A 21,443-nucleotide genomic window follows, 5' to 3' on the forward strand; every position below is an offset into this window, starting at 1 on the left:
GTCCTAACGGGATCGTGGTGCGCCGACGTCCTCGCCGGCGACCGGTGGGCACCACAGCAGCTGCTGCTGCGCGGTCGTCTTTTCGGTGACGAGGTCCACGAGCAGGCGCACGGCCCGCCGGCCCATCTCCCGCATCGGGACCTCGAATCCGCTCGTCCCGGCCGGCCCGCCCAGCACGGCGAGGGAAAGATCGTCCGGAGTGGACAGTCCGGCCGAGTCGACGGCGGCTCGCACCGCCCGGTGCGCCGCCCCGGTGTCGGTGCCTTCCACGACCACCGCCGTGACGCCCTCGCCGAGCCATTCGCGGATCGGGACCGGGTTTCCGTTCAGCCGGAGGATTTTCGTGTCCGGCGCCGCGCGCAGCACGCCGAGCTGCCGGTCCTCCGAGGACGGTGCCTCGTCGGCTTCGCGCACGTACCGGATTTCCCGGTGCCCCAGCCCGATCAGCCGCTCCAGCACCTGCGCCGAGGCGGTGACGTAATCCGCTCCGACGTACGGGATCCGTCCTTCCAGCTCCGGCCGGCGTCCGATGTAGACCAGCGGGAAGCCGGACGCCATCAGCCGCGACACCGGTCCCTCCGGCACGTGGCGGCCGAAGAACAGGCAGCCGTCGGCCATCCGCGTGCGGCGGATCGCTTCCTCCTGGCGCGCGTCCGGCCCGCTCGTGCCGGTGAACAGGAGCAGGTCCTGGCCCAGTGCCGCGGCTTCCTCCTCGACGCCGGAAAGGATCGGATGGTACGAATCGGCCTCGTCGGTCGGGAACGCGGTGCGGAAGGTGTACAGCCCCAGCAAATTCGCCCGCGACGACGCGAGCCGGGTCGCCGCCGGATGCGGCACGTAGCCCAGTTCCTCGGCCACCCGCAGCACCCGGCTGCGGGTCGACTCGGCCATCCGCACCGTGCGATTGCCCGCCAGCACGACCGAAACCGTCGCCTGGGACACCCCGGCGATCCGGGCGATGTCGGCTTGGCGGGGCATGCGGTTGCGGCCGGGCACGGTCACCTCCAGGGGCTAATGCGGATTAGCCGAGGATCTGCGCCGCCTGGACGGCCGTCAAGGCTTCGAGGTGGTTTGTGTCCGGTTTGGCCGTCGCACGGGACTAATACGTATTAGCACCTTGACAGCCCCTCGGCGGCGCCCGAAGAGTCGCTGCGGGTAACCGCCGACGAATGGGAGCGTCCGCATGACCGAACTTTCCCGCCGCACCGCCCTGCGCGGCGCCGCCGGAGCGAGTCTCGCCCTGGCCGCGCTGCCCCTGCTCGGCACCGGGACCGCGAGCGCCGCGCCCGCCGGGTTCCCGGAATACCGGTTCCTGCGCACCGCGTTCGACAAAAGCAAACTCCGCTACAACCCGACCGGCGAGCTGATCTTCCCGTGCATCCGGGGCGTCTACGACAAGCTCGCCGACCCGCTGGGCCGCTACTACCTCTACTACGCCCCGCACGACGCGCCGGGCGGCATCTGCCTGTCCTATGCGGACAGTCTCGAAGGGCCGTTCATCGAATACCCGCGCAACCCGATCGTCAAGAACGTCTGGAAGCCGCACTACGACGTGTCGCACGTGTCGTCGCCGTTCGTGCTGTGGCACGCGCAAAGCCGCGAACTGTGGCTGTATTTCCACGGCGAGAACACCACGACCCGGCTCGCGCGGTCGAAGGACGGGATCCACTTCACCTACGACAAGACCGTGCTCTCGACGTCGATGCTGCCCAAGGGAACCACCGAGACTTCCTACGCCAAGGTGTTCGAGCACGATCTCCCGGCGCACGGCGCGAAGTACGTGATGGTGTTCATGATCAACGACACGACCAACCACCGCAGCATCGGATGGGGCTGGTCGGCCGACGCTCGCGATTGGACCTTCTCGCAGAAGCCGTTGATCCGTCCCGAAGACGTCGGCGCGAGCAACATCGGCGCGCCGACGGTGGTGCGGCGCAAGAATTCCACGTACGTCGTGTACCACGAGAACATCGAGGCCGGCGGGAACATGCTGATCACTGAAGTCGGCAACGACTTCGGCAAACGCAATCACCTCGGCGTGTTCCACGCTCCGCTCAGCGGCGCGCCGGACAACGGCCGGTGCGCCGCCGCGTCGTTCGGCACGATGAACGGCAAGGAATACATGTTCTACGAAGCGGGCGAACGGCTCAAAGGCTCGATCGCCATCGCCCGCGCCGTCTGATTCGCCGCGTCAAGCCAGGTACGTCGGCCTTCCCGCCACGATCGTCGCGGACACGGGCATTTCCCGCAGTTCCTTTGTGGACAGTCCACTCGGGTCGGCCGCCGCGAGCACCAGGTCGGCCACGTCGCCGACCTGGACGCCGCGGCGGCCGCCCGAGGACGCCGCCAGCGCCTCCGCGAGCGGAATCGCCTGCTCCGGATGCCACGGCGGCCGGTCGTCGTCGGTCCGCCCGACCGCGGCGGCGATCCCGTCCCACGGATCGAGCGGCGCGACCGGTGCGTCCGAACCGAGTTCCAGCCGGGCGCCGGATTCCAGCAGGGCACGATAGGCGTACGCGCGATCGGTGCGGCCGGGCCAATGCCGGTCGGCGACGTCGCGGTCGTCGGGCTGATGCGCGGGCTGCACACTCGCGACCAGCCCGAGCGCGGCGAACCTCGGCACGTCCTCGGGCCGCAGCAACTGCGCGTGCTCGATCCGGCCCGGACAACCGACCTCGGCGAACGCGTCCAGCGCGATGGTGTTCGCGTGGTCGCCGATCGCGTGCACCGCCGGGGTCAGCCCGTTCTCGTGCGCGCGGCGCAGCAACGGAACCAGTTCCTCCGGCGGCAGCTCCAGCAGCCCGTTCTCGCCGGATCCCGGGTAGGAGTCGTGGCAGTAAGCGGTGCGGGTGTTGAGCGAACCGTCGACGAACAGCTTGAACGGGCCGACCGTGAGCAACCCTTCGCCTGCTGCCAGCACATCGCCGGTACGGTGTCCTCTTTGGATAGTCTCGTCCAGCAAATACCTCGCTATCACGCAGGAAACCCTCGTCGCCGGCGTTGCCGTGGCCGCCCGCCGAGTCCAATCCGCGACCGTGTCCGCGTATTCGTAGTCGACCACCGACGTCACGCCCCGCTTCGCCGCGGCAGCCAGCGCGTCGGCGACCCAAGCGTCCTGCACCTCGACCGGCGCGGACGGCAACGCCGCCGTGGCGCTCATGCAGTCGTTCTCCAGCAGGACTCCGGTCGGATGCTCGCGGCCGATCAACTTCAACGCGGCCGGGCTGAGCCACAACGTATGCAGGTCCGCGCTGAACAACGCCACCGCGCGGCCCGGGAGCGCACGTTGCAGCAGATCCTTGTGCGGCCGGTCCGGCCAAAGCCCGTCCCGGAACCCGACGCCGACGACGAGCTCCCCCGCCGGAGCGTCGAGCAGCTTCTCCATCAGCATTTCGACCGCGCCCACCGCGGATTGCGCACCATCCAGGGGAATACGCCTGCGGAAACCGGCCCACTGAACGAGGTGCGCGTGCGCGTCGACAAGCCCGGGCAGGAGCGTGCCGCCGTGCCCGTCGAGCACCCGCGCGGCGAACCCGGCTCCAGCGCCCGGTTCCTCGACAGCCGACACGACGCCGTCACGCACCCGAACGTCGGCGAGCGGCCCCCGCAACCCGACCCGGACGCGGCGGAGGAGAAGATCGTCCATGTGCCCAGTCTGCCAGCCGGCCCCGTTCGGGTGAAGCGGGAATTCCGGTGCGGGGACGGGCGTTGGAACGGGTACCCGGAAAACATGGCAGCCGTCGCCCGCCGAAGGGTCAGGGCCGGTCAGGAGCGCCGCCTTCACAAGCCGCGCAGGGTTCGACTCCCTCGGTTGCCGCTTCTTTCCGCTGAACCGCGCGGGTGCGCTCGGGTCGGCTGGGGCTGGGTCGCGGATCCAGCCCGGTGGCCGGTCCCTCACGCCCAACCTCGCGGGCGAGCGTGAGTCGACGGGAGCGGGCGAGCGTGGGTCGACGGCAGTCGGGTCGCGGATCCAGCCAGACGGCCGCTCCCTTCCGCTGGATCTCACGGCTGGGCGCGGGTCGCGAATCCGGCCCGGTGGCCACTCCATTCCGCTGACGCTCACGGCTGGGCACGGGCTGGCTGGAGTCGGATCGCGGGCCCAGCCCGGTTGCCGAACCTCGCGGCTGGGCGCGGGCTGGCGGGGTTGGGCGGTGGATGCTGCCCGACGGCCTCTCCTTTCCACCGAACCCCGTGGGCGAACGCGGGCTGGCCGGAGCCGGGTCGCGGGCCCAGCCGCCGTCCACCCGGGCCGGACTTCGCGCGGAGGTCGTTCCGACGTCAGCTGCCGCGCCGTTCGCTGCGACCGGATTGAACGGCGGGACCAGCTTGCCCGGCCCTGGGCGCGATAAGCAGCCGCAACAGGCCGCGATCCCGCAGCCGACAGGGCGTGGAGACGCTGCGAACTTCCCAGCGCAGCCCGAGCGCAGGTCCCGGATCCCGGCTGGACTCGCTTCAGCTACCTGCCGCTTTCCCGCCCCAGCGCAGGTCAGCCCGCCTCACTTCCCCACAGCTCAAACACTTAGCCCTTGCGCTAACCATCCCCACCCGGCAATACTTAGCCTCATGGCTCAGTATTCGACCACGCTCGACGGGGTCTTCGCCGCCCTCGCCGATCCGACCCGGCGGGCTGTCGTGCGGCGGCTCGGGCGGGGGCCGGCGAGTGTCGGGGAACTGGCGGGCGACGCGCCGATGACGTTGCCCTCCTTCATGAAGCACGTGCGGATGCTCGAGTCGCACGGGCTGATCCGCACCGAGAAAGCCGGGCGGGTGCGGACATGCGTCCTCAACCGCGACCGGTTCGCGCTCGTCGAGGACTGGCTCGCCGAGCAGCGGCGCGTCTGGGCCGAGCGCACCGACCGGCTCGAGCAGTTCGTCACCAGCCAGGAGGACCAGCCGTGAACCCCGACCTCGATCTCGCCCTCGACCGCGTCATCCGGGCGCCCCGCAAGCGCGTCTGGGACGCCTGGACCGACCCTGCCAGCCTCGCCCGGTGGTGGATTCCCGCGCCGCTGCGCTGCCGAGTCGAGGAACTGGACGTGCGCGCTGGGGGTGCGTTCGTCACGCGGATGAGCGAGGACGGCGACACTTTCGTCCCGCATCTCGACGCGTGTTTCCTCGTCGTGGAGGACTACGAGCGGATCGTCTTCACGAACGCGCTCGACAGTTCGTGGCGGCCGGCGAAACCGCAGCCAGTCGCGATGACGGCGGAAATCGTCCTGCGGGATCATCCGGACGGCACGGATTACCGCGTCGTCGTCCGACATGGGGATCCGGCGGCCAGGGAGCGGCACGCGGATCTGGGGTTCGCGGACGGATGGGGCACGGTCACCGCTCAGCTCGCCCGGGTCGCGGAAAGCGGGTCCTGACGCGGGTATCCGTCACCGCGTTCGTCACGCTCGGCGGTGTCAGCCAAGGGCCCAGATCGTCCACAGAGGACACCAGCGGCGAGTTCTCCCGCGGCGGCTGGTTCGTCCCGCATCTCGACCAGGCCTTCGTCCAGCGGGCGTCGGAGTGGCTGGATGCGGCTGACGGACTGCTGTTCGACCGCCGCACGTACACGTCGTCCGCGCGGGACTGGCCCGCGGTCACCGATCCGGACGATCCGTTCGCCGAGAGGATGAGCTCGCTGCCGAAGTACGCCGTGTCGAAAACGCTCGAAACCGGCACCTGGGCGCCGACCACCGTGTTGCGCGGCGACGCCGCAAAGGCAGTGCGCCAACTCAAAGCGCAGCCGGGCCGGGAGTTGCAGGTCCACGGCAGCGCCCGGCTCGGCAATACCCTGCTGTCCGCGGGGGTCGTGGACAAAGTGCGGTTGGTCATGACGCCGACAGTGCTCGAGGGTGGGGCGGCTGCGGTTCCCGCATCCGGTGTCGGCGATTGGGTTGCGGTTGGTCCGGCACGAAGCCACGCCTCGTGAGTGGCGTTGCCGGTTAGAACCGGCAACGCCACTCACGAGCGTCACAGGCGTGCGGCGGAGACCATCGCGCGGTAGACGTCGGTGTTGTCCAGCGTCCCGTCGAGCCGGTCCGAGCCGGGGCCGGTCGCGGTGACCGGGGTCGGCACGCCGCTGTGGTCGCCGGTCGTCCAGTCGACGGTCAGCGAAAGTTTGGTGCCGGGAACGGGAAACGGACCGTCCTCGTTTCCTTCGGGAGCGCCGTCGGTGTCCTCGATGGCCAGTCCGCCGGTCTCGTGGTCGCCGCCGATGATCACCAGCGTGTCCGGATGCGAGCGGGTGAAGCGAAGCACCTCGGCGACCGCCGCGTCGAGCGCCCGGCCCGCGTCGAGGACGCCGTGCGCGTTGTTTTCGTGGGACATGCCGTCGATGCCCTCTTCCTCCAGGAACAGGAAGAAACCGCGCGGGTTGGCGGAAAGCGTGTCCAGTGCTTTCCGAGCCATCACCGGCAGCGCGACCTTCGGCTGGTACGCGCCCTTGCCGTCCGGGCCGTAGTCGACCATGTCCTCGTTCGCGAACAGCCCGAGCAGCCGCGGCGCGCGGGTCGCGGCGAGTTCGCCGGCGTTGCGCACATAGGTGTAGCCGGAACGCTTCGCCTGCTCGATGAGATTTCCGTGCGTGCTGCGGCTTTCCTCGCCCGGCTTGTCCGGCCACGCGCCCGGATCGCCCTTCGGCAGCCACCAGTCTTCACCGCCGCCGAGGAGGACTTCCGGGCGGCTTTCGGTGATGTACTGCTTCGCGATGTCGCTCTGCAGATCCCGCGAGGGCACGTGCGACGCGAACGCGGCCGGCGACGCGCCGGTGACCTGCGCGGTGGTGACCAGACCGGTCGACTTCCCGGCGCGTTTCGCCTGCTCGAGCACGGTCAGCAGACGACGGCCCTGTGCGTCCTGGCCGACCGCGCCGTTGCGGGTCTTGTGCCCGGTGGCCAGCGCGGTCGCCGCCGCGGCCGAGTCGGTGACGAGTTCTTCCGGGTCGTCGGGGTCGGTGTGCACCATGCCGGTCACCGGGAGCCGGTTCATGACGAGGTCGCCCTTGCGGCCGGTCGTCGCGAGCCGGACGAACTCCCGCTGCGTCGCGCCCATGCCGTCGCCCTGGATGTAGACGATGTTGCGCGCCTTCGGATGCCAGCCGGCGGAGTCCGCGACGGGACCGTCCCCCGCCGTCGCGACCGCGGGCACTGCTCCGGCCGCCGCGAGCACAGCCGCGGCGAGCACCATCGTCTTGCGCATCCGGATCCTCCTTAGTTAGGAAGCTTTCCTAACATGTTTCCCGGAGCACCGCGAGAGGGTCACCTGAATGGACGTGTCCGCCGACGGTGAACAGGACCCCGCCGAGCCTCGGCGCTCATTACGGTGGGGCGCATGGAGACCGTCACGACGCGCACCGTCGAGTACCCGGCCGACGGCCTCACCATGGTCGGCCGCCTCGCGCTCCCGGCGGGCACCGGACCCGCGCCCGCGGTCCTGATCGGGCCCGAAGGCACCGGTCTCAACGACTTCCAGCGCGCACGGGCCGACGCGCTGGCCGAACTGGGCTACGTGGCGCTCGCGTTCGACATCCACGGCGGCCGCTGGTTCACCGATCCCGACGAGATGCTGGCCCGCTGCCTGCCGCTGCTCGACGATCCCGGCCGGATGCGCGACATCGGCCGCGCGGCACTCGACGTGCTGCTCGCCGAACCGCGGACCGATCCGGGCCGGATCGCCGGGATCGGCTACGGCACCGGCGGCGCGATCGTGCTGGAACTCGGCCGCGCTGGCGTCGATCTGCGCGCGATCGGCACGGTCAACGGACTGGTCACCGGACGGCCGGGCGAGGCCGCGAACATCCGCTGCCCGGTGTGGGCGGGCGTCGGCTCGGAGGACCCGATCATGCCGCCCGCGCAACGGGACGCGTTCGCCGACGAGATGCAAGCGGCGGGCGTCGACTGGCGGCTCACGGTCTACGGCGGCGCCCTGCACGCCTTCCACCATCCGCCGGTCGGCCCGGAGCAGCGGCTGCTCCCCGGCGTCGGCTATCACGCGCGGCACGCCGAACGGGCCTGGCGCGACGTCGTGACCCTGCTTGCCGACAACCTGGGCTAACGGGCGAGGAACGGCCCCGGATCAGCCAAAACGCCGTGGATGGTGCGGCCCGCGGCGCCTAGGGTCGCAGCGGAATCGCCGAGTGCGGACGGGCTCAGCACCGGCACCGAACCGCGGAGGCCCGTCAAGCGCGCCCGCAGCACGGCCTCCGCAGCGGGAGCCAGCCAGGGAAACAGCGGCCCGAACACGCCGCCGAGCACCACGCGGTCCACATCCACCAGATTGACCGCCGACGCCAGCGCCAACCCCAGCGCCTCCCCTGCCGCCGAGACGGCCGACAGCGCCGCGTCGTCGCCCGTCGTCAAGGCGGCCGCGAGAGCATCCACTGTGGACACTCCGGCTGCGGTCAACATCGCTTCCTGCCCGGCGTAGGTCTCCAGACAGCCGGCCGCGCCGCAGCGACAGGACGGGCCGGACGGGGACACCAGGACGTGCCCGAGTTCGCCGCCGGTGCCGCGGAACAACCGCGAGTCCGCGACCAGCCCCGCGCCGATGCCGATCTCGCCTGACACGTAAAGGAAATCCGCCGCACCGGCACCGAACCACAGCTCGCCCAGGGCACCGAGATTCGCCTCGTTGTCCACTGAACCCGGGACCGGCAGGTCCAGCTCGGCCGGAACGTTCCGCCATCCCAGGTTCGGCGCGCTCAGCACCACGCCGTCGCGCACCGGGCCGGACACCGCGAGCACCGCGCCAGCGACCGTCAAGCCCAGCTCGCGCGCTTCAGCCAACTCCGCGGAAGCCAGTTCCCGCACCGCTTCCAGCACGGTTCCCGCTGGCACGCCGCGGTTGTCCCGCTCGATTCGGACCGACCGGCGGACCGTGCCGGTCAAGTCCAGGACGCACGCGGCGAGATAGTCCACATTGGCCTCAAGACCCAGCGAAGCCATCCGCGCACCGCTCAGCGACACCTCGACGCCGGGCCGGCCGCGCTCCCCCGCGCGCACGGCGGCAGTCTCGGACAGGAAGCCCGCGTCCAGCAGCGAGCCGACCAAAGTGGACACGGTCGACTTGGTCAGCCCGGTCAGCTCCGCCAGCGCGGCGCGGGTCAGCGGCCCGCCGCGGCTGATCTCGCCGAGCACCAGTTCGAGGTTCCGCGCCCGCATCGCGTCGTGCCGGACCGGTTCCATGCGCACCTCCGCTCTTGACGGCCGGGGCGGCCGCGGCGCAGTATTTAGTCTACATCGTGAACTAAATGAAGGGACGGGCATGGCCGACTACGCCCCCGCGCCGGAGGACAAGTTTTCGTTCGGGTTGTGGACCGTCGGCTGGGCAGCCGCCGACCCGTTCGGCGTCGCGACCCGGCCGCCGCTCGATCCGGTCGAAAGCGTGCACCGGCTGGCCGAACTCGGCGCGTACGGCGTCACCTTCCACGACGACGACCTGCTGGCCACCGAACCGGACCGCGACACCGCGATCGCCCGGTTCCGGAAGGCGCTGGACGAAACCGGCCTGCGCGTGCCGATGGCGACGACGAACCTGTTCAGCCATCCGGTGTTCAAGGACGGCGGCCTGACCAGCAACGACCGCGACATCCGGCGCTACGCGCTGACGAAGGTCCGGCGCAATCTCGACCTCGCCGCGGAACTCGGCGCGCAGACCTACGTCCTGTGGGGCGGCCGCGAAGGCTCGGAATCCGACGCGGCGAAAGACGTCCGCGCCGCGCTCGCCCGGTACAAGGAAGGGCTCGACGTCCTCGCCGACTACGCCGTTTCGCAGGGCTACGACCTGCGGTTCGCGCTGGAGCCGAAGCCGAACGAACCGCGCGGCGACATCCTCCTGCCGACGATCGGCCACGCGCTCGGGTTCATCTCGCAGCTGGAGCGGCCCGAGCTGTTCGGGCTCAACCCGGAGGTCGGCCACGAGCAGATGGCCGGGCTGAACTTCGTGCACGGCGTCGCGCAGGCGTTGTGGCAGGGCAAGCTGTTCCACCTCGACCTCAACGGCCAGCACGGCCCGAAGTACGACCAGGACCTGATCTTCGGGCACGGCGATCTCACCAGCGCGTTCTTCCTCGTCGACCTCCTGGAGCACGGCGGCTACGACGGCCCGCGGCACTTCGACTACAAGCCGCTGCGCACCGAGGATCCCGAGGACGTCTGGGTTTCCGCGGCGGCGAACATGCGCACGTACCTGATCCTGCGCGAGAAAGCCCGCGCGTTCCGCGCCGATCCGGAAGTCGCCGAAGCGCTCGCCGCGTCGCGGGTGCCGGAGCTGGCCACGCCGACGCTCGCGCCCGGCGAAACCCTGGACGATCTGGCCGCCGACGAGTTCGACGCCGAAGCGGCCGGTCGCCGCGGGTATCACTTCACCAGGCTCAACCAGCTGGCCCTCGAGCATCTGCTCGGCGTCCGGTAAATCAGGCGACGCGGGCGGCGGCGGTGTTTTACCGTTGCGGGCAACACGTTGACGGAGACAAGTAGCGCAGGGCACCGCGAGGGACAGAGAGCTGCCGCCGGTGAGAAGGCAGCGTCGCGGCCCAGCGCGAAGACACTCCCGAGTGCGGGGAGGAAATGCCCCGCCGGCCCGGCCGCCGTCATCCGGCCAGAACGAGGCCGCCCACCGGCGGCGAAGGTGCGGTGGCACCGCGAGTGTCCCTTCTCGCCCGCACCCCCAAGGGGTCGCCGAGTGCGCTCAGGAGAAGGAATGAGTACCCGCACCCCGGTGGCCTGCCTGCGTGACCGCGTGGGCTCCACCGTGACGATCGCCGGCTGGGTGCACCGCCGGCGCGTGCTGAAATCCGTGGCATTTCTCGTCATTCGCGACCGGTCCGGCACCGCGCAGGCGGTGTTCGCCGAGCCGCCGGAGGTCGCCGAGGAGACCGTGGTGCGGCTCACCGGGCAGGTAGTCGCCAATCCGCGGGCACCGCAAGGAGTCGAGCTGCGGGAGCCGGCGTTAGAAGTGTTGTCCGCGCCGGAAAAGCGGCCGCCGTTCGATCTTTACCGGCCGGAAGTAGCCGCCGGTTTGCCTGTGGTGCTGGACAATGCCGCGGTCGCATTGCGACATCCGTTGCTGCGGCGGCGATTCGAGGTCGCCGCCGCCAGTGTCGCGGCGTTTCGACGAGTGTTGGACGGGCAGGGATTCACCGAGATTCACACCCCGAAAATCGTTGCCACCGCGACGGAATCCGGGGCGAATGTGTTCCAGCTCGACTACTTCGGCCGTCCGGCTTGCCTCGCGCAGTCGCCGCAGTTCTTCAAACAGGCCATGGTCGGGGTGTTCGAGCGGGTGTATGAGGTGGGGCCGGTTTTCCGGGCCGAACCGCATGACACCGCACGGCATCTGGCCCAGTACACGAGTCTCGACGCGGAACTGGGCTTCATCGCCGGCCACCGCGACGTGATGGCCGTGCTGCGCGACGTCATAGCGGAGATGGCCGCTGCCGCCGGACCGGACGCGCCCGCGGTGCCCGAAGAGATCCCGTCGATCGATTTCGCCGCGGCACAAGAACTTCTGGCCAGGAACACCGGCGAGGACCCGCGCGGCGAACCGGACCTCGCGCCCGCGCACGAACGCCGGCTCTGCGAGTGGGCCGAGCGGGAACACGGGTCGGAGTTCCTGTTCGTGACCGGATACCCGATGGCGAAACGGCCGTTCTACACCCATCCGGACCCGGCGGACCCAGTCCGGTCGAACAGTTTCGACCTGCTTTTCCGCGGCCTGGAACTGGTGACCGGCGGCCAGCGGCTCCATCGGCACGCGGACTACCTGGCCGTGCTGGGCGAGGCGGCCGCGCAGTACTCGGACTACCTGGACGTGTTCGCGTACGGCATGCCGCCGCACGGCGGGTTCGCGATCGGGCTGGAGCGCTGGGTCGCGCGCGTGCTGGGCGTGGCGAACGTGCGCGGGGCGACGCTCTTCCCCCGCGACCTGCACCGCCTGCGGCCCTGACTGTCCGTGCGGGGAACCCTGAGCAGGGTTCCCCGCACGTCACTTGGCAGCGAAAGTGAGCGACCCCAGCGCGGTGACCAGCGGGGCCAGCTCCGGCAGTTCCTCCGCCTCGGCGAGCGCGGCGGAAAGCGCCGCGTCGTGCGTCGGGCGGGCGGCGGCCAGCAGCTTCTGCCCGGACGGCGTGACCTCGGTGTAGATGCCGCGCCGGTCGTCCTGGCACAGGTAGCGCGAGAGCAGGCCGCGCTCCTCCAGCCGCGTGACCAGCCGGGTCGTCGCCGACTGGCTCAGCACCACCGCGTTGGCCAGCTGGCTCATCCGCAGGTGGAAGCCGTCCTGGCGGCCGAGCACGTCGAGCACCGTGTACTCGCTCACCGACAGCTCGTGCTCGCTTTCCAGCGCGCGGTTCAGCCGGTCTTCGATCCGCGCGTGCAGCGCCGCCAGCGTCCGCCAGCCTTGCGCGCGCGCCTCGACGGCGTCGTCCGACACCGACATGGTGCACCTCCTCCAGACGGCCCCGGTTGCGGGCGGCCGCGGCCCCGAGCGGCATCAGCGCAGGTCAATGTGGTTGCAAGTATTGCGCGCGCCGATAGTGCTCGACTGCCACTGTACTCGCGAAACGCCGGGAGGTCCGCCCCGCAGGGCCTCGGCCGTCCTCCCCCGAACCGCGGCGCGGCTTTTGTCCTCGCCCGCCGGCGAGTAAGTTGTCCCCGCTACCCGGGGGAAAGGCGAGCGGCACATGACCGGCACCGGCGATTCGGACGCGGGCACGACCGCGAGACGGTTCGCGCTGGGCCGGTACGGGCCCGCTCCGCTGGTCCTGGCCGGCCGGTACGAGGTGGGCGAGCGGATCGGCGAAGGCGCGACAGCCTGCGTGCACCGCGCCGAGGACCGCGAAACCGGAGCCGCGGTCGCGGTGAAGCTGTTCCACGCCGGAGCGGTCGAACTGGGACGCAACCGCCGGGAGCAAGAGATAGCGGCCCTGCGCGCGGTGCGGCATCCGGGACTGGTCGGGTTCGTCGACGCAGGGGTCGACGAGGAGCACGCGTACCTCGTGATGGACTGCGTGCACGGGCCCACTCTGTCCGAATGGCTGCGTTCCGGGCCGCTGCCCGCCGACAAGGTCGTCGATTTGGGTGCACAGCTGGCCGAGGCGCTCGCGCACGTCCACGCGCACGAAGTGACCCACCGCGACCTCAAACCCGCCAACATCCTCATGTCCGACGACGGTCCGCGGATCGCCGACTTCGGCGTCGCGCGCATCGTGGACGCGACCCGCGTGACCGACACCGGCGCGGTCGTCGGGACGGCGGCCTACCTCTCTCCGGAGCAGGTGCTCGGCGAGCACCCAGGCCCGGCTTCGGACGTGTACGCGCTCGGGCTCGTCCTCCTGGAATGCCTGACCGGCGTCCGCGAATACCCGGGCACGGCGGCGGAAACCGCGGTCGTGCGGCTGCACCGGTCGCCGCGAGTGCCGCCGGGTACGCCGGAACCGCTGGCGAGGACTCTGCGCGCGATGACCATGCGCGATCCGGAAGAAAGACCCTCCGCGACCGCCGTGGCGCGTGCGTTGCGCGGCACGGAAACGTTGCGGCTTCCGATCAAAACGCGGCTGGCGGTGTTCTGCCGCCGCCACCGGGTCTCGCGCCGGCGCGCGGTGCTCGCGGCGGGCCTGCCGGTCGTGCTGGTCGCGGCGGGAACGCTGCTGCTCGCCACTCCGCTCCGCCCCGCCACCGGGTCCGCGCCAGGCCCCGAACCGGCTCCGATTCCGGTTTCTCCGCCCTCTTCCGCTCCGTCCGATTCACCGGACTCGGCTCCCCGGCATTCGTCGGCCGCGCCCCCGGTCCGTTCGACGAACGCGGCGACGCCCGCGCAGACCACGACTGTGCCGCCCGGCACGACGGCCCAGACCGGACCGGCGCCGGAAAGCCAGGCCAGCCAGACGAGCCAGCCGGGCCGGACCCCGCCGAGAACCCCGCCGGGACAGGCGAAACCGCCCCGGAACACCGTCACCGGCCCGCCGAGCGGGAAGACTCCACATTAGACAGACCGGACCACCCGGTCGGCTGACGCGGCGCAATTCGGTGGCGAAGTCCGTCCCGGCGCGCGATCCTGGTGGCGAGCCGGGGAGGTGGAACCGATGACCGCACACTCACGTCGGTTCGGACGGCAGTGCCGCGAACACTTCGAGCGCCCGGAAACCGCCCGCGCGGCCGAGCCGGAACCGGACGCCAAGACCGTTCCGGAGCCGGAGCGCGCGCCGGAACCGGAGCCGGAAGTCCAGCCCGGGAAGTAGCTTTCCGTTGCCGCGCAGGGGAAGCCGGGCTTACTCCGCGCGCGGCGCGGCCTCGATCGCCAGCACCGCGATGTCGTCGTGGCCGGAGTTCCCGAGCCATTCCCGCACGGCCTCGCGCAACCGGCGCACGACTTCCCGCGCCGGTTGCCCGACGCAGTCCTCCAGCACCGTGTAGAGCCGTTCGTCGCCGAACAGTTCGGTGGATTCCGTGCGGTTGCGGGCTTCGGTGACGCCGTCGGTGTAGAGCAGGCAGACGTCGCCCTCCTCGAGATGCGTCGTCGCCTCGGCGAACCGCGCCTGCGGAGACACGCCGACGAGCGTGCCGGGCACGCTGATCTCCTCGACCCCTCCCCCGCGCCGCAGCACGAGCGGGGCGGGATGGCCGCCGGAGGCGAGGGTGACGTCGAGCCCGGACTCCGCGGCGGCGACCGAACCGAGCACGAGCGTCGCGAACCGGTTGCTGCCGCCGGAGATCAGGAGTTCGTTGAGCAGCCGCAGCATCGTCCGGCCGTCGCGTTCGACCAGATGCAGCGCGGCCAGCGAATGCCGCACCCGGCCGGTCAGCGCGGCCGCCTCGGCGCCTTTGCCGCAGATGTCGCCGACCACCACGAACGCGCTGCCGTCGGCGCGGGAAAGAACGTCGTAGAAATCGCCGCCGACCCCCAGCACCCCGCCCGCGGGCTCGTACCACAGCTCGAAATTCGCGCCGTCGACCTGCGCGGGCGGCGTCGGCAGCAAGGTCGATTCCAGCCCGCGCGTGGCTTCCTCCTGGCGGGCGTAGCGCTGCGCGTTGGCCAGCGCCGTGCCGGCCGCGTCCGCGAACGCCTCGACGGCCTCGCCTTGCGCCAGGCCGAACGCGGGCTCGCCGCGCCTGCCGAGCAGCACCGCGCCCGCCATTCCGGAGCCGAACGAGACCACCGACACCTCGAGGTGCCCCTCGAACGGCTCGGCGACCGCGGCCGGAAGCGCTGCCACTTCAGTCGCCGGGACCGCGCGGACCTCCGGCCGGGCGACTTCCGTGATCGCATCGGACACCACCGGCGCGAGCTGCGCCGGCACCCGCCGGATCCGGCCGTGGCCCGCCGCGCCGTGCTCGGTGCAGCTCCACCACTCCCAGCGGCCTCGGGTCGTCGGCAGCAGCACGAAGGCGCAATCACCCAAAGCGGACGCCGCCAGTTCGGCGATCACCCGCGCCGTGCCGTGCCGTCCGCGCGCGAGCGCCAGTTTCGGACCGGCCTCGGCGAGGAACTCTTCCGGACGGCGGCGGCCGTCGTCGACCACGGTCCAGGCGCGCCAGCCGCCGGGCAGCGCGCGGATCTTGGCCGGCCGGTGGCCGACCTTGCCGGTGGTCTCGGTCACGCTGACGAGCTCGGCCGGGCCGAGCCGCTGCGCCGCCGCGTTGGCCCAGCGCAGGGCGCCTTCCGGGTCCTGGAGGAACACCGGCTCCCGGACGTCGTCGAGCACCGAGCGCCAGAAGCCGGCGTGCCCGGGCAGCTCGGCGCCGGGTGGCAGGGCCGACGCCGGAGCGGGCCGTGACACCATGCACGAACCTCCTGCCTCCGGGTCGACCTGACGGTCCTGGTCCTTCCAGGTTGGCACAGTGTGCGCGGGCGGACTGGGTCGAAGTGTAGGGCGAACCGTGGCAGGCTGGGTCGACGACCATGGCTGGCACACGCGTGGTGGGAAGGTCGGCAGAGATGACAGAGACTCCCCAGGCTTCCGGGAGCACCCGGAACTCCGGGGCCCTTGACCCGGATTCCGTCCCGGCGCACGAGGTCGCGGCGCTGGAGCGGCTGCTCGCCGCGGTGCACGACCTCGGGGACGGCAACTTCCGGCGGCGGTTCGTGGCGCACGGCGACGGGATCACCGCCCGGCTCGCGTCGGCGTTCAACGACATCGCCGAACGCAACCAGCGGCTCGTGACGGAACTCATGCGCGTGCGCGGCGAGGTCGGCCAGGAGGGCAAGCTCACCGAGCGCGTGCGCACCGAGATCGGCCCCGGCGGCTGGGCCACCGCGGTCGACACGGTCAACGGGCTGATCGAGGACGTCAGCCGCCCGGTCGTGGAGCTGGACCGGGTGCTGGGCGCGGTCGCCGAGGGCGATCTGTCGCAGCCGATGGCGCTGCAGCTGGACGGCCGTCCGCTGCGCGGGCAGTACGCCGAGCTGGCGAAGACCGTGAACGGCCTCAACGCGCAGCTTTCGCGGTTCGCCGCCGAAGTGATCCGGCTTTCCCGCGAGATCGCCGGCGAGGGCCGCCTCGGCGGCCAGGCCGAGGTCCCCGGCGTGGCCGGGACCTGGCGCGACCTCACCGACTCGGTCAACTTCCTCGCCGACAACCTCACCGAGCAGGTCCGGAACATCGCCTCGGTCACCACGGCGGTGGCCCGCGGCGACCTGACGCAGAAGATCAACGTCGACGCCCGGGGCGAAATCCTCGAGCTGAAGAACACCATCAACACGATGGTCGACCAGCTCTCGTCGTTCGCCGACGAGGTCACCCGGGTGTCGCGCGAGGTCGGTTCCGAGGGACGCCTCGGCGGCCAGGCACGCGTGCCGGGCGTGGCGGGCACCTGGCGCGACCTCACCGACTCGGTGAACCTGATGGCGGACAACCTGACCGACCAGGTCCGGAACATCTCGCAGGTCGCCACGGCGGTCGCGGCGGGCGATCTGACGAAGAAGATCGACGTCGACGCGCGCGGCGAGATCCTGCAGCTGAAGACGACGCTGAACACGATGGTCGACCAGCTCTCGTCCTTCGCCGACGAGGTCACCCGAGTCGCCCGCGAGGTCGGCAGCGAGGGCCGCCTCGGCGGTCAGGCGGAAGTCCCCGGCGCGGCGGGCACGTGGCGCGGTCTGACCGACTCGGTCAACCAGATGGCCGACAACCTGACCGACCAGGTCCGGAACATCTCGCACGTGACCACCGCGGTCGCGAAGGGCGACCTGACGCAGAAGATCACCGTCGACGCGCGCGGCGAGATCCTCGAGCTCAAGACCACGATGAACACGATGGTCGACCAGCTCTCGTCCTTCGCCGACGAGGTCACCCGAGTGGCCCGCGAAGTGGGTACGGAAGGGCAGCTGGGCGGCCAGGCCACCGTGCCCGGGGTCGCCGGCATCTGGCGCGACCTGACCGGCTCGGTGAACTTCATGGCCAACAACCTCACCGCGCAGGTCCGGAACATCGCGCAGGTCGCGACGGCGGTCGCGCGGGGCGACCTGACCAAGAAGATCGCGGTCGACGCCAAGGGCGAGATCCTCGAACTCAAGACCACGCTGAACACGATGGTCGACCAGCTGTCCGCCTTCGCCGACGAAGTCACCCGCGTGTCCCGCGAAGTCGGCACGGACGGAAAGCTCGGCGGCCAGGCGACCGTGCCGGGCGTCGCGGGCACTTGGAAGGACCTCACCGACAACGTCAACTTCATGGCCAACAACCTGACCGAGCAGGTGCGGAACATTTCGCACGTCACCTCGGCGGTGGCCCGCGGCGACCTGACGCAGAAGATCACCGTCGACGCGCGCGGCGAGATCTTGGAGCTCAAGAACATCCTGAACACGATGGTCGACCAGCTGTCCGCCTTCGCGGACGAGGTCACCCGGGTCGCGCGCGAGGTCGGCACCGAAGGACGGCTGGGCGGTCAGGCGCGCGTCCCCGGCGTCGCGGGGATCTGGAAAGACCTCACCGACAACGTGAACGTCATGGCCGACAACCTGACCGTGCAGGTCCGGAGCATCGCCACGATGGCGAGCGCGGTGGCGAACGGCGACCTGTCGAAGAAGATCTCGATCGACGCGGCGGGCGAGGTCGCGGCGCTGGCCGGGACGCTGAACGACATGGTCGAGACGCTGCGCGCGTTCGCCGACGAGGTCACCCGGGTCGCCCGGGAAGTGGGCACGGAAGGCATCCTCGGCGGTCAGGCGCGGGTCCCCGGCGTGGCCGGGACCTGGAAGGACCTGACCGAGAACGTCAACTTCATGGCGCACAACCTGACCAGCCAGGTGCGGAACATCTCGCAGGTCACCACGGCGGTCGCGCGCGGCGACCTGTCCCGCAAGATCGACGTCGACGCCCGGGGCGAGATCCTGGAGCTCAAGACGACGATGAACACGATGGTGGACCAGCTATCGGCGTTCGCCGCGGAGGTCACCCGGGTCGCCCGGGAGGTCGGCACCGAGGGCAAGCTGGGCGGTCAGGCCGAGGTCGAAGGCGTGTCCGGCACCTGGAAGCGGCTGACCGAGAGCGTGAACCAGCTGGCGGGCAACCTGACCACCCAGGTCCGCGCGATCGGCCAGGTCGCGACGGCGGTCACCGCGGGCGATCTGACCCGGCACATCACCGTGGACGCGTCCGGCGAGCTGGCGGACCTCAAGGACAACATCAACCAGATGATCGCGAACCTCAAGGAGACGACCTCCGCGAACCGCGAACAGGACTGGCTGAAGACGAACCTGGCGCGGCTGTCCGGCCGGATGCAGGGGCACCGCGACCTCGCTTCGGTGGCGACCCTGATCCTGTCCGAGCTGGCCCCGCTGGTGAGCGCGCAGCAGGGCGCGTTCTTCATCGCGCACGACGACGAGGACGCCGGAGACCCGGACAAGCTGCTCGACTGCATCGCCGCCTACGGCCTCGCCCAGGCCCGCACCGGCCTGCGCTTCCGGCTCGGCGAATCGCTGATCGGCCAGGCCGCCGTGGACCGGCGGACGATACTGGTCAACGGCGCTCCCCCGGAGTACGCGCTGGTGTCGTCCGGGCTCGGCTCGGCCCCGCCGGTCAACGTGATCGTGCTGCCGGTGCTGTTCCAGGGCGAGGTGCTCGGCGTGCTGGAACTGGCGTCGGTCAACGAGTTCTCCGCGGTGCACCTGGACCTGCTGGAGCAGCTGCGGCACACGATCGGCGTCAACGTGAACACGATCCTGTCGAACTCGCGCACCGAGGCGCTGCTGACCGAATCGCAGCGGCTGGCCCAGGAACTGCGCGCGCGGTCCGAGCAGTTGCAGGCCCAGCAGGGCGAACTGCGCCGGTCGAACACCGAGCTGGCCGAGAAGGCGGCGCTGCTGGCTCAGCAGAACCGCGACATCGAGGTCAAGAACATCGAGATCGAGCAGGCTCGCCAGGAGCTCGAGGAACGGGCCGGGCAGCTGACGGTCGCGTCGCAGTACAAGAACGAGTTCATGGCGAACATGTCGCACGAGCTGCGAACTCCGCTCAACAGCGCGCTGATCCTGGCGAAACTGCTGTCGGAGAACCCGGAGGGCAACCTCACGGAGAAGCAGATCCAGTTCGCGAAGACGATCTGGGCGGCCGGGTCCGACCTCCAGCAGCTGATCAACGACATCCTGGACCTGGCGAAGGTCGAGGCCGGGAAGCTGGACCTGCAGATGTCCGACGTGACGCTGCCGGAACTGGTGAACTACGTCGAATCCCTGTGCCGGCCTTTGACCGCGGACAAGGGCCTGGAGTTCGCGGTCCTGATCGACCCGCCGGTGCCGGGCAGCGTGCACACCGACGAACACCGCCTCCAGCAGGTGCTCCGGAACCTCCTCTCGAACGCCGCGAAGTTCACCGACGAAGGCGGCGTACGCCTGCACATCCGGATGGCGGACCCCGAAGAAGTCGAGCAGGAGTCGCTGCGCTCGGCGGCCGGGATCATCGCGTTCGGCGTCGAGGACACCGGCATCGGCATCCCCGAGGAGAAGCTGGAAGTCATCTTCGACGCGTTCCGCCAAGCGGATGGAACGACCAGCCGCAAATACGGCGGCACCGGCCTGGGCCTGTCGATCAGCCAGCAGCTGACCGAGCTGTTGAGCGGCGAACTGCGGGTCAGCAGCGTCCCCGGCCGGGGCAGCACCTTCACGCTGTACCTGCCGGTCGGCGCCGCGAACCTGATCGCTCCCACGACGCCCGTGCGGCCCACCCCCAAGCTGCCGGTCCTGCCGAGCACCATCACCGTGGCAGAGCCGAACAGCGCCCCGAAACGCTTCAACGGCGAAAAGGTCCTCATCGTCGACGACGACCTGCGCAACGTCTTCGCCCTCGCAGCGGTCCTGGAACAGGCCGGATTGGAAGTCATCTACGCCGACACCGGCGTGGCCGGAATCCGGGCACTGGAACGCCACGAGGACACCGCACTGGTGCTGATGGACGTGATGATGCCGGAGCTGGACGGCAACGCCACCATCGCAGCCATCCGCGCCGAGGCGGCCCACGAAGACTTGCCTGTGATCGCCGTCACCGCGAAAGCGACGGAGGAAGACCGCGAACGAACCCTGGCTTCCGGCGCGGACGACTACATCACGAAGCCGGTGGACACAGACCTGCTGCTGGACGTGATCGCCGCCCGCCTGGAGGCGGACGCGGCGTCGTCCTCGTCGGACGGAGAAGTACTGGAGCGGGTGACGGGAATCGAACCCGCGTAGCTAGTTTGGAAGACTAGGGCTCTACCATTGAGCTACACCCGCAGCGCCCTCGGTGACCCGGGAGCGAAGCAAGCTTAGCGTGCCCGCTAGGGTGGGTCGTACACCCCCCGGGTACATGGGTTCCGGAGGCCTCGAGAGGGTCCGGAAGCCAGGGCTTCGGGGGTGCCGGGATGTGGCGCAGCTTGGTAGCGCATCCGCTTTGGGAGCGGAGGGTCGCAGGTTCAAATCCTGTCATCCCGACCGAGAGGGGCTGGACCTGCGGGTTCAGCCCCTTTTTCGTGCCGCCGGGCGCGGCCCGGGAGCTAGCACAGCGCTCAGTGACACTCCTATTTGAGGATTTTCAGCTGCGCACCTGAGTCTCGGTCTCGCTCCCGCCCCCTGAGAGATGCTGATCAATGAGTGAACTATGTCACTCGAGAGTGAAATCAGGGCCCGCTCACGATCCGCAGCCGCTGGGACGCCGCGTGATTCTTCCGCCCAGCTCGGCGCCCCTGCCGCGCCGCCGGAAGCCGGCACCCTGGAATCGTGGCTGGCGCGCGCAGGTTTACCCCCTCACGACGTGCACCGCCTACTCGGACGCCGACCAGTCGTGGAGAATGAATGCCTTTATGCTCTAACTGGTCGCGCGCGCAAAGGCGCGCTGGTATCGGCACCATATCTTCCGACCTGCATCTTCTCCGAAGGGGCAACAGCCGACATCGTGGTGCTCGCCGGGTCCACTGGGGTCGCACTTCATCGCCGGACTGCTACCGGAGTAGCCGCATCCGTTCGCCTGCCGCGAAAGAGCCGTGTCG

16 protein-coding genes and 2 tRNA genes are annotated in these 21,443 nt (G+C 70.4%); 11 read left to right on the forward strand and 7 right to left on the reverse strand.

Annotated features, from left to right (window positions below):
- Nucleotides 1–3: 3 nt before the first annotated feature.
- Nucleotides 4–1,002, reverse strand: coding sequence for a LacI family DNA-binding transcriptional regulator (locus L3Q65_RS22550; RefSeq protein ID WP_237600744.1), 999 nt, complete (start codon nt 1,000–1,002; stop codon nt 4–6).
- A gap of 181 nt (nt 1,003–1,183) precedes the next feature.
- Here L3Q65_RS22550 and L3Q65_RS22555 point away from each other — a divergent pair, with 181 nt between their 5' ends.
- Complete coding sequence (locus L3Q65_RS22555) at nt 1,184–2,182, forward strand: hypothetical protein (RefSeq protein ID WP_237600745.1); 999 nt, start codon at nt 1,184–1,186, stop codon at nt 2,180–2,182.
- 9 nt (nt 2,183–2,191) lie between these two features.
- Here the strand turns inward: L3Q65_RS22555 and L3Q65_RS22560 are convergent, their stop codons facing one another.
- Nucleotides 2,192–3,646, reverse strand: coding sequence for an amidohydrolase (locus L3Q65_RS22560; RefSeq protein ID WP_182894095.1), 1,455 nt, complete (start codon nt 3,644–3,646; stop codon nt 2,192–2,194).
- A gap of 917 nt (nt 3,647–4,563) precedes the next feature.
- Here L3Q65_RS22560 and L3Q65_RS22565 point away from each other — a divergent pair.
- Genes L3Q65_RS22565 through L3Q65_RS22575 form a run of 3 tightly spaced genes read left to right on the forward strand, consistent with a single transcriptional unit; the run spans nt 4,564 to nt 5,917 of the window.
- Nucleotides 4,564–4,899, forward strand: coding sequence for a helix-turn-helix transcriptional regulator (locus L3Q65_RS22565; RefSeq protein WP_182894094.1), 336 nt, complete (start codon nt 4,564–4,566; stop codon nt 4,897–4,899).
- Nucleotides 4,896–5,366 carry an SRPBCC domain-containing protein gene (locus L3Q65_RS22570; RefSeq protein ID WP_182894093.1) on the forward strand — a complete coding sequence of 157 codons (471 nt, stop codon included), beginning with the start codon at nt 4,896–4,898 and terminating at the stop codon, nt 5,364–5,366. Before L3Q65_RS22565 ends, L3Q65_RS22570 begins: the two co-directional genes overlap by 4 nt.
- Complete coding sequence (locus L3Q65_RS22575; RefSeq protein ID WP_237600746.1) at nt 5,315–5,917, forward strand: dihydrofolate reductase family protein; 603 nt, start codon at nt 5,315–5,317, stop codon at nt 5,915–5,917. The genes L3Q65_RS22570 and L3Q65_RS22575 overlap by 52 nt, the downstream gene beginning before the upstream one ends.
- A gap of 41 nt (nt 5,918–5,958) precedes the next feature.
- Here L3Q65_RS22575 and L3Q65_RS22580 read toward each other — a convergent pair whose 3' ends face one another.
- The gene (locus L3Q65_RS22580; protein ID WP_237600747.1) at nt 5,959–7,185 is read right to left on the reverse strand and encodes an alkaline phosphatase; all 1,227 of its coding nucleotides are present in this window, start codon (nt 7,183–7,185) and stop codon (nt 5,959–5,961) included.
- 132 nt (nt 7,186–7,317) lie between these two features.
- On the opposite strand from L3Q65_RS22580, the gene L3Q65_RS22585 reads away from it, so the two are divergent.
- Entirely contained in the window at nt 7,318–8,040 is a 723-nt protein-coding gene (locus L3Q65_RS22585; protein ID WP_237600748.1) for a dienelactone hydrolase family protein, read from the forward strand.
- Here L3Q65_RS22585 and L3Q65_RS22590 read toward each other — a convergent pair.
- The gene (locus tag L3Q65_RS22590) at nt 8,037–9,170 is read right to left on the reverse strand and encodes an ROK family transcriptional regulator (RefSeq protein WP_237600749.1); all 1,134 of its coding nucleotides are present in this window, start codon (nt 9,168–9,170) and stop codon (nt 8,037–8,039) included. The two genes, L3Q65_RS22585 and L3Q65_RS22590, sit on opposite strands and share 4 nt — an antisense overlap.
- Nucleotides 9,171–9,249: 79 nt before the next feature.
- On the opposite strand from L3Q65_RS22590, the gene xylA reads away from it, so the two are divergent.
- Both xylA and aspS read left to right on the forward strand, forming a co-directional pair.
- Nucleotides 9,250–10,398: a xylose isomerase gene (gene xylA / locus L3Q65_RS22595; RefSeq protein ID WP_237600750.1), complete on the forward strand. Its 1,149-nt coding sequence runs from the start codon at nt 9,250–9,252 to the stop codon at nt 10,396–10,398.
- Between the two features lie 288 nt (nt 10,399–10,686).
- Nucleotides 10,687–11,931, forward strand: coding sequence for an aspartate--tRNA(Asn) ligase (gene aspS, locus L3Q65_RS22600; protein WP_237600751.1), 1,245 nt, complete (start codon nt 10,687–10,689; stop codon nt 11,929–11,931).
- Between the two features lie 39 nt (nt 11,932–11,970).
- Here aspS and L3Q65_RS22605 read toward each other — a convergent pair whose 3' ends face one another.
- Nucleotides 11,971–12,423: a MarR family winged helix-turn-helix transcriptional regulator gene (locus L3Q65_RS22605; RefSeq protein ID WP_182894087.1), complete on the reverse strand. Its 453-nt coding sequence runs from the start codon at nt 12,421–12,423 to the stop codon at nt 11,971–11,973.
- A 244-nt stretch (nt 12,424–12,667) separates the two neighbouring features.
- On the opposite strand from L3Q65_RS22605, the gene L3Q65_RS47510 reads away from it, so the two are divergent.
- Nucleotides 12,668–13,972 carry a serine/threonine-protein kinase gene (locus tag L3Q65_RS47510; RefSeq protein WP_182894086.1) on the forward strand — a complete coding sequence of 435 codons (1,305 nt, stop codon included), beginning with the start codon at nt 12,668–12,670 and terminating at the stop codon, nt 13,970–13,972.
- 96 nt (nt 13,973–14,068) lie between these two features.
- Nucleotides 14,069–14,224, forward strand: coding sequence for a hypothetical protein (locus L3Q65_RS22620; protein ID WP_182894085.1), 156 nt, complete (start codon nt 14,069–14,071; stop codon nt 14,222–14,224).
- Nucleotides 14,225–14,254: 30 nt separating this feature from the next.
- On the opposite strand, the gene L3Q65_RS22625 is transcribed toward L3Q65_RS22620, so the two are convergent.
- Nucleotides 14,255–15,766 (reverse strand): PP2C family protein-serine/threonine phosphatase, encoded by a 1,512-nt coding sequence (locus L3Q65_RS22625; RefSeq protein WP_182894084.1) that lies wholly within the window; start codon nt 15,764–15,766, stop codon nt 14,255–14,257.
- A 155-nt stretch (nt 15,767–15,921) separates the two neighbouring features.
- Here L3Q65_RS22625 and L3Q65_RS22630 point away from each other — a divergent pair, with 155 nt between their 5' ends.
- Complete coding sequence (locus L3Q65_RS22630; protein ID WP_220507996.1) at nt 15,922–20,649, forward strand: HAMP domain-containing protein; 4,728 nt, start codon at nt 15,922–15,924, stop codon at nt 20,647–20,649.
- Here L3Q65_RS22630 and L3Q65_RS22635 read toward each other — a convergent pair.
- Nucleotides 20,618–20,691: transfer RNA gene (locus L3Q65_RS22635), tRNA-Gly, on the reverse strand. The genes L3Q65_RS22630 and L3Q65_RS22635 overlap by 32 nt on opposite strands.
- A gap of 124 nt (nt 20,692–20,815) precedes the next feature.
- Between L3Q65_RS22635 and L3Q65_RS22640 the strand changes: the two genes are divergently transcribed.
- Nucleotides 20,816–20,889: transfer RNA gene (locus L3Q65_RS22640), tRNA-Pro, on the forward strand.
- Nucleotides 20,890–21,443: the final 554 nt, after the last annotated feature.

It is taken from the genome of Amycolatopsis sp. FU40 (assembly GCF_021903635.1).
Classification (GTDB): Bacteria; Actinomycetota; Actinomycetes; order Mycobacteriales; family Pseudonocardiaceae; genus Amycolatopsis; species Amycolatopsis dendrobii.

What these genes read in the sequence shown, in the direction of transcription:
- L3Q65_RS22625 (WP_182894084.1), bottom strand. Translation starts at nt 15,766, where the DNA reads ATGGTGTCACGGCCCGCTCCGGCGTCGGCCCTGCCACCCGGCGCCGAG.
- L3Q65_RS22620 (WP_182894085.1), top strand. Translation starts at nt 14,069, where the DNA reads ATGACCGCACACTCACGTCGGTTCGGACGGCAGTGCCGCGAACACTTC.
- aspS (WP_237600751.1), top strand. Translation starts at nt 10,687, where the DNA reads ATGAGTACCCGCACCCCGGTGGCCTGCCTGCGTGACCGCGTGGGCTCC.
- L3Q65_RS22575 (WP_237600746.1), top strand. Translation starts at nt 5,315, where the DNA reads ATGGGGCACGGTCACCGCTCAGCTCGCCCGGGTCGCGGAAAGCGGGTC.
- L3Q65_RS22580 (WP_237600747.1), bottom strand. Translation starts at nt 7,185, where the DNA reads ATGCGCAAGACGATGGTGCTCGCCGCGGCTGTGCTCGCGGCGGCCGGA.
- L3Q65_RS22560 (WP_182894095.1), bottom strand. Translation starts at nt 3,646, where the DNA reads ATGGACGATCTTCTCCTCCGCCGCGTCCGGGTCGGGTTGCGGGGGCCG.
- L3Q65_RS22565 (WP_182894094.1), top strand. Translation starts at nt 4,564, where the DNA reads ATGGCTCAGTATTCGACCACGCTCGACGGGGTCTTCGCCGCCCTCGCC.
- L3Q65_RS22555 (WP_237600745.1), top strand. Translation starts at nt 1,184, where the DNA reads ATGACCGAACTTTCCCGCCGCACCGCCCTGCGCGGCGCCGCCGGAGCG.
- L3Q65_RS22590 (WP_237600749.1), bottom strand. Translation starts at nt 9,170, where the DNA reads ATGGAACCGGTCCGGCACGACGCGATGCGGGCGCGGAACCTCGAACTG.
- L3Q65_RS47510 (WP_182894086.1), top strand. Translation starts at nt 12,668, where the DNA reads ATGACCGGCACCGGCGATTCGGACGCGGGCACGACCGCGAGACGGTTC.
- xylA (WP_237600750.1), top strand. Translation starts at nt 9,250, where the DNA reads ATGGCCGACTACGCCCCCGCGCCGGAGGACAAGTTTTCGTTCGGGTTG.
- L3Q65_RS22605 (WP_182894087.1), bottom strand. Translation starts at nt 12,423, where the DNA reads ATGTCGGTGTCGGACGACGCCGTCGAGGCGCGCGCGCAAGGCTGGCGG.
- L3Q65_RS22630 (WP_220507996.1), top strand. Translation starts at nt 15,922, where the DNA reads ATGACAGAGACTCCCCAGGCTTCCGGGAGCACCCGGAACTCCGGGGCC.
- L3Q65_RS22585 (WP_237600748.1), top strand. Translation starts at nt 7,318, where the DNA reads ATGGAGACCGTCACGACGCGCACCGTCGAGTACCCGGCCGACGGCCTC.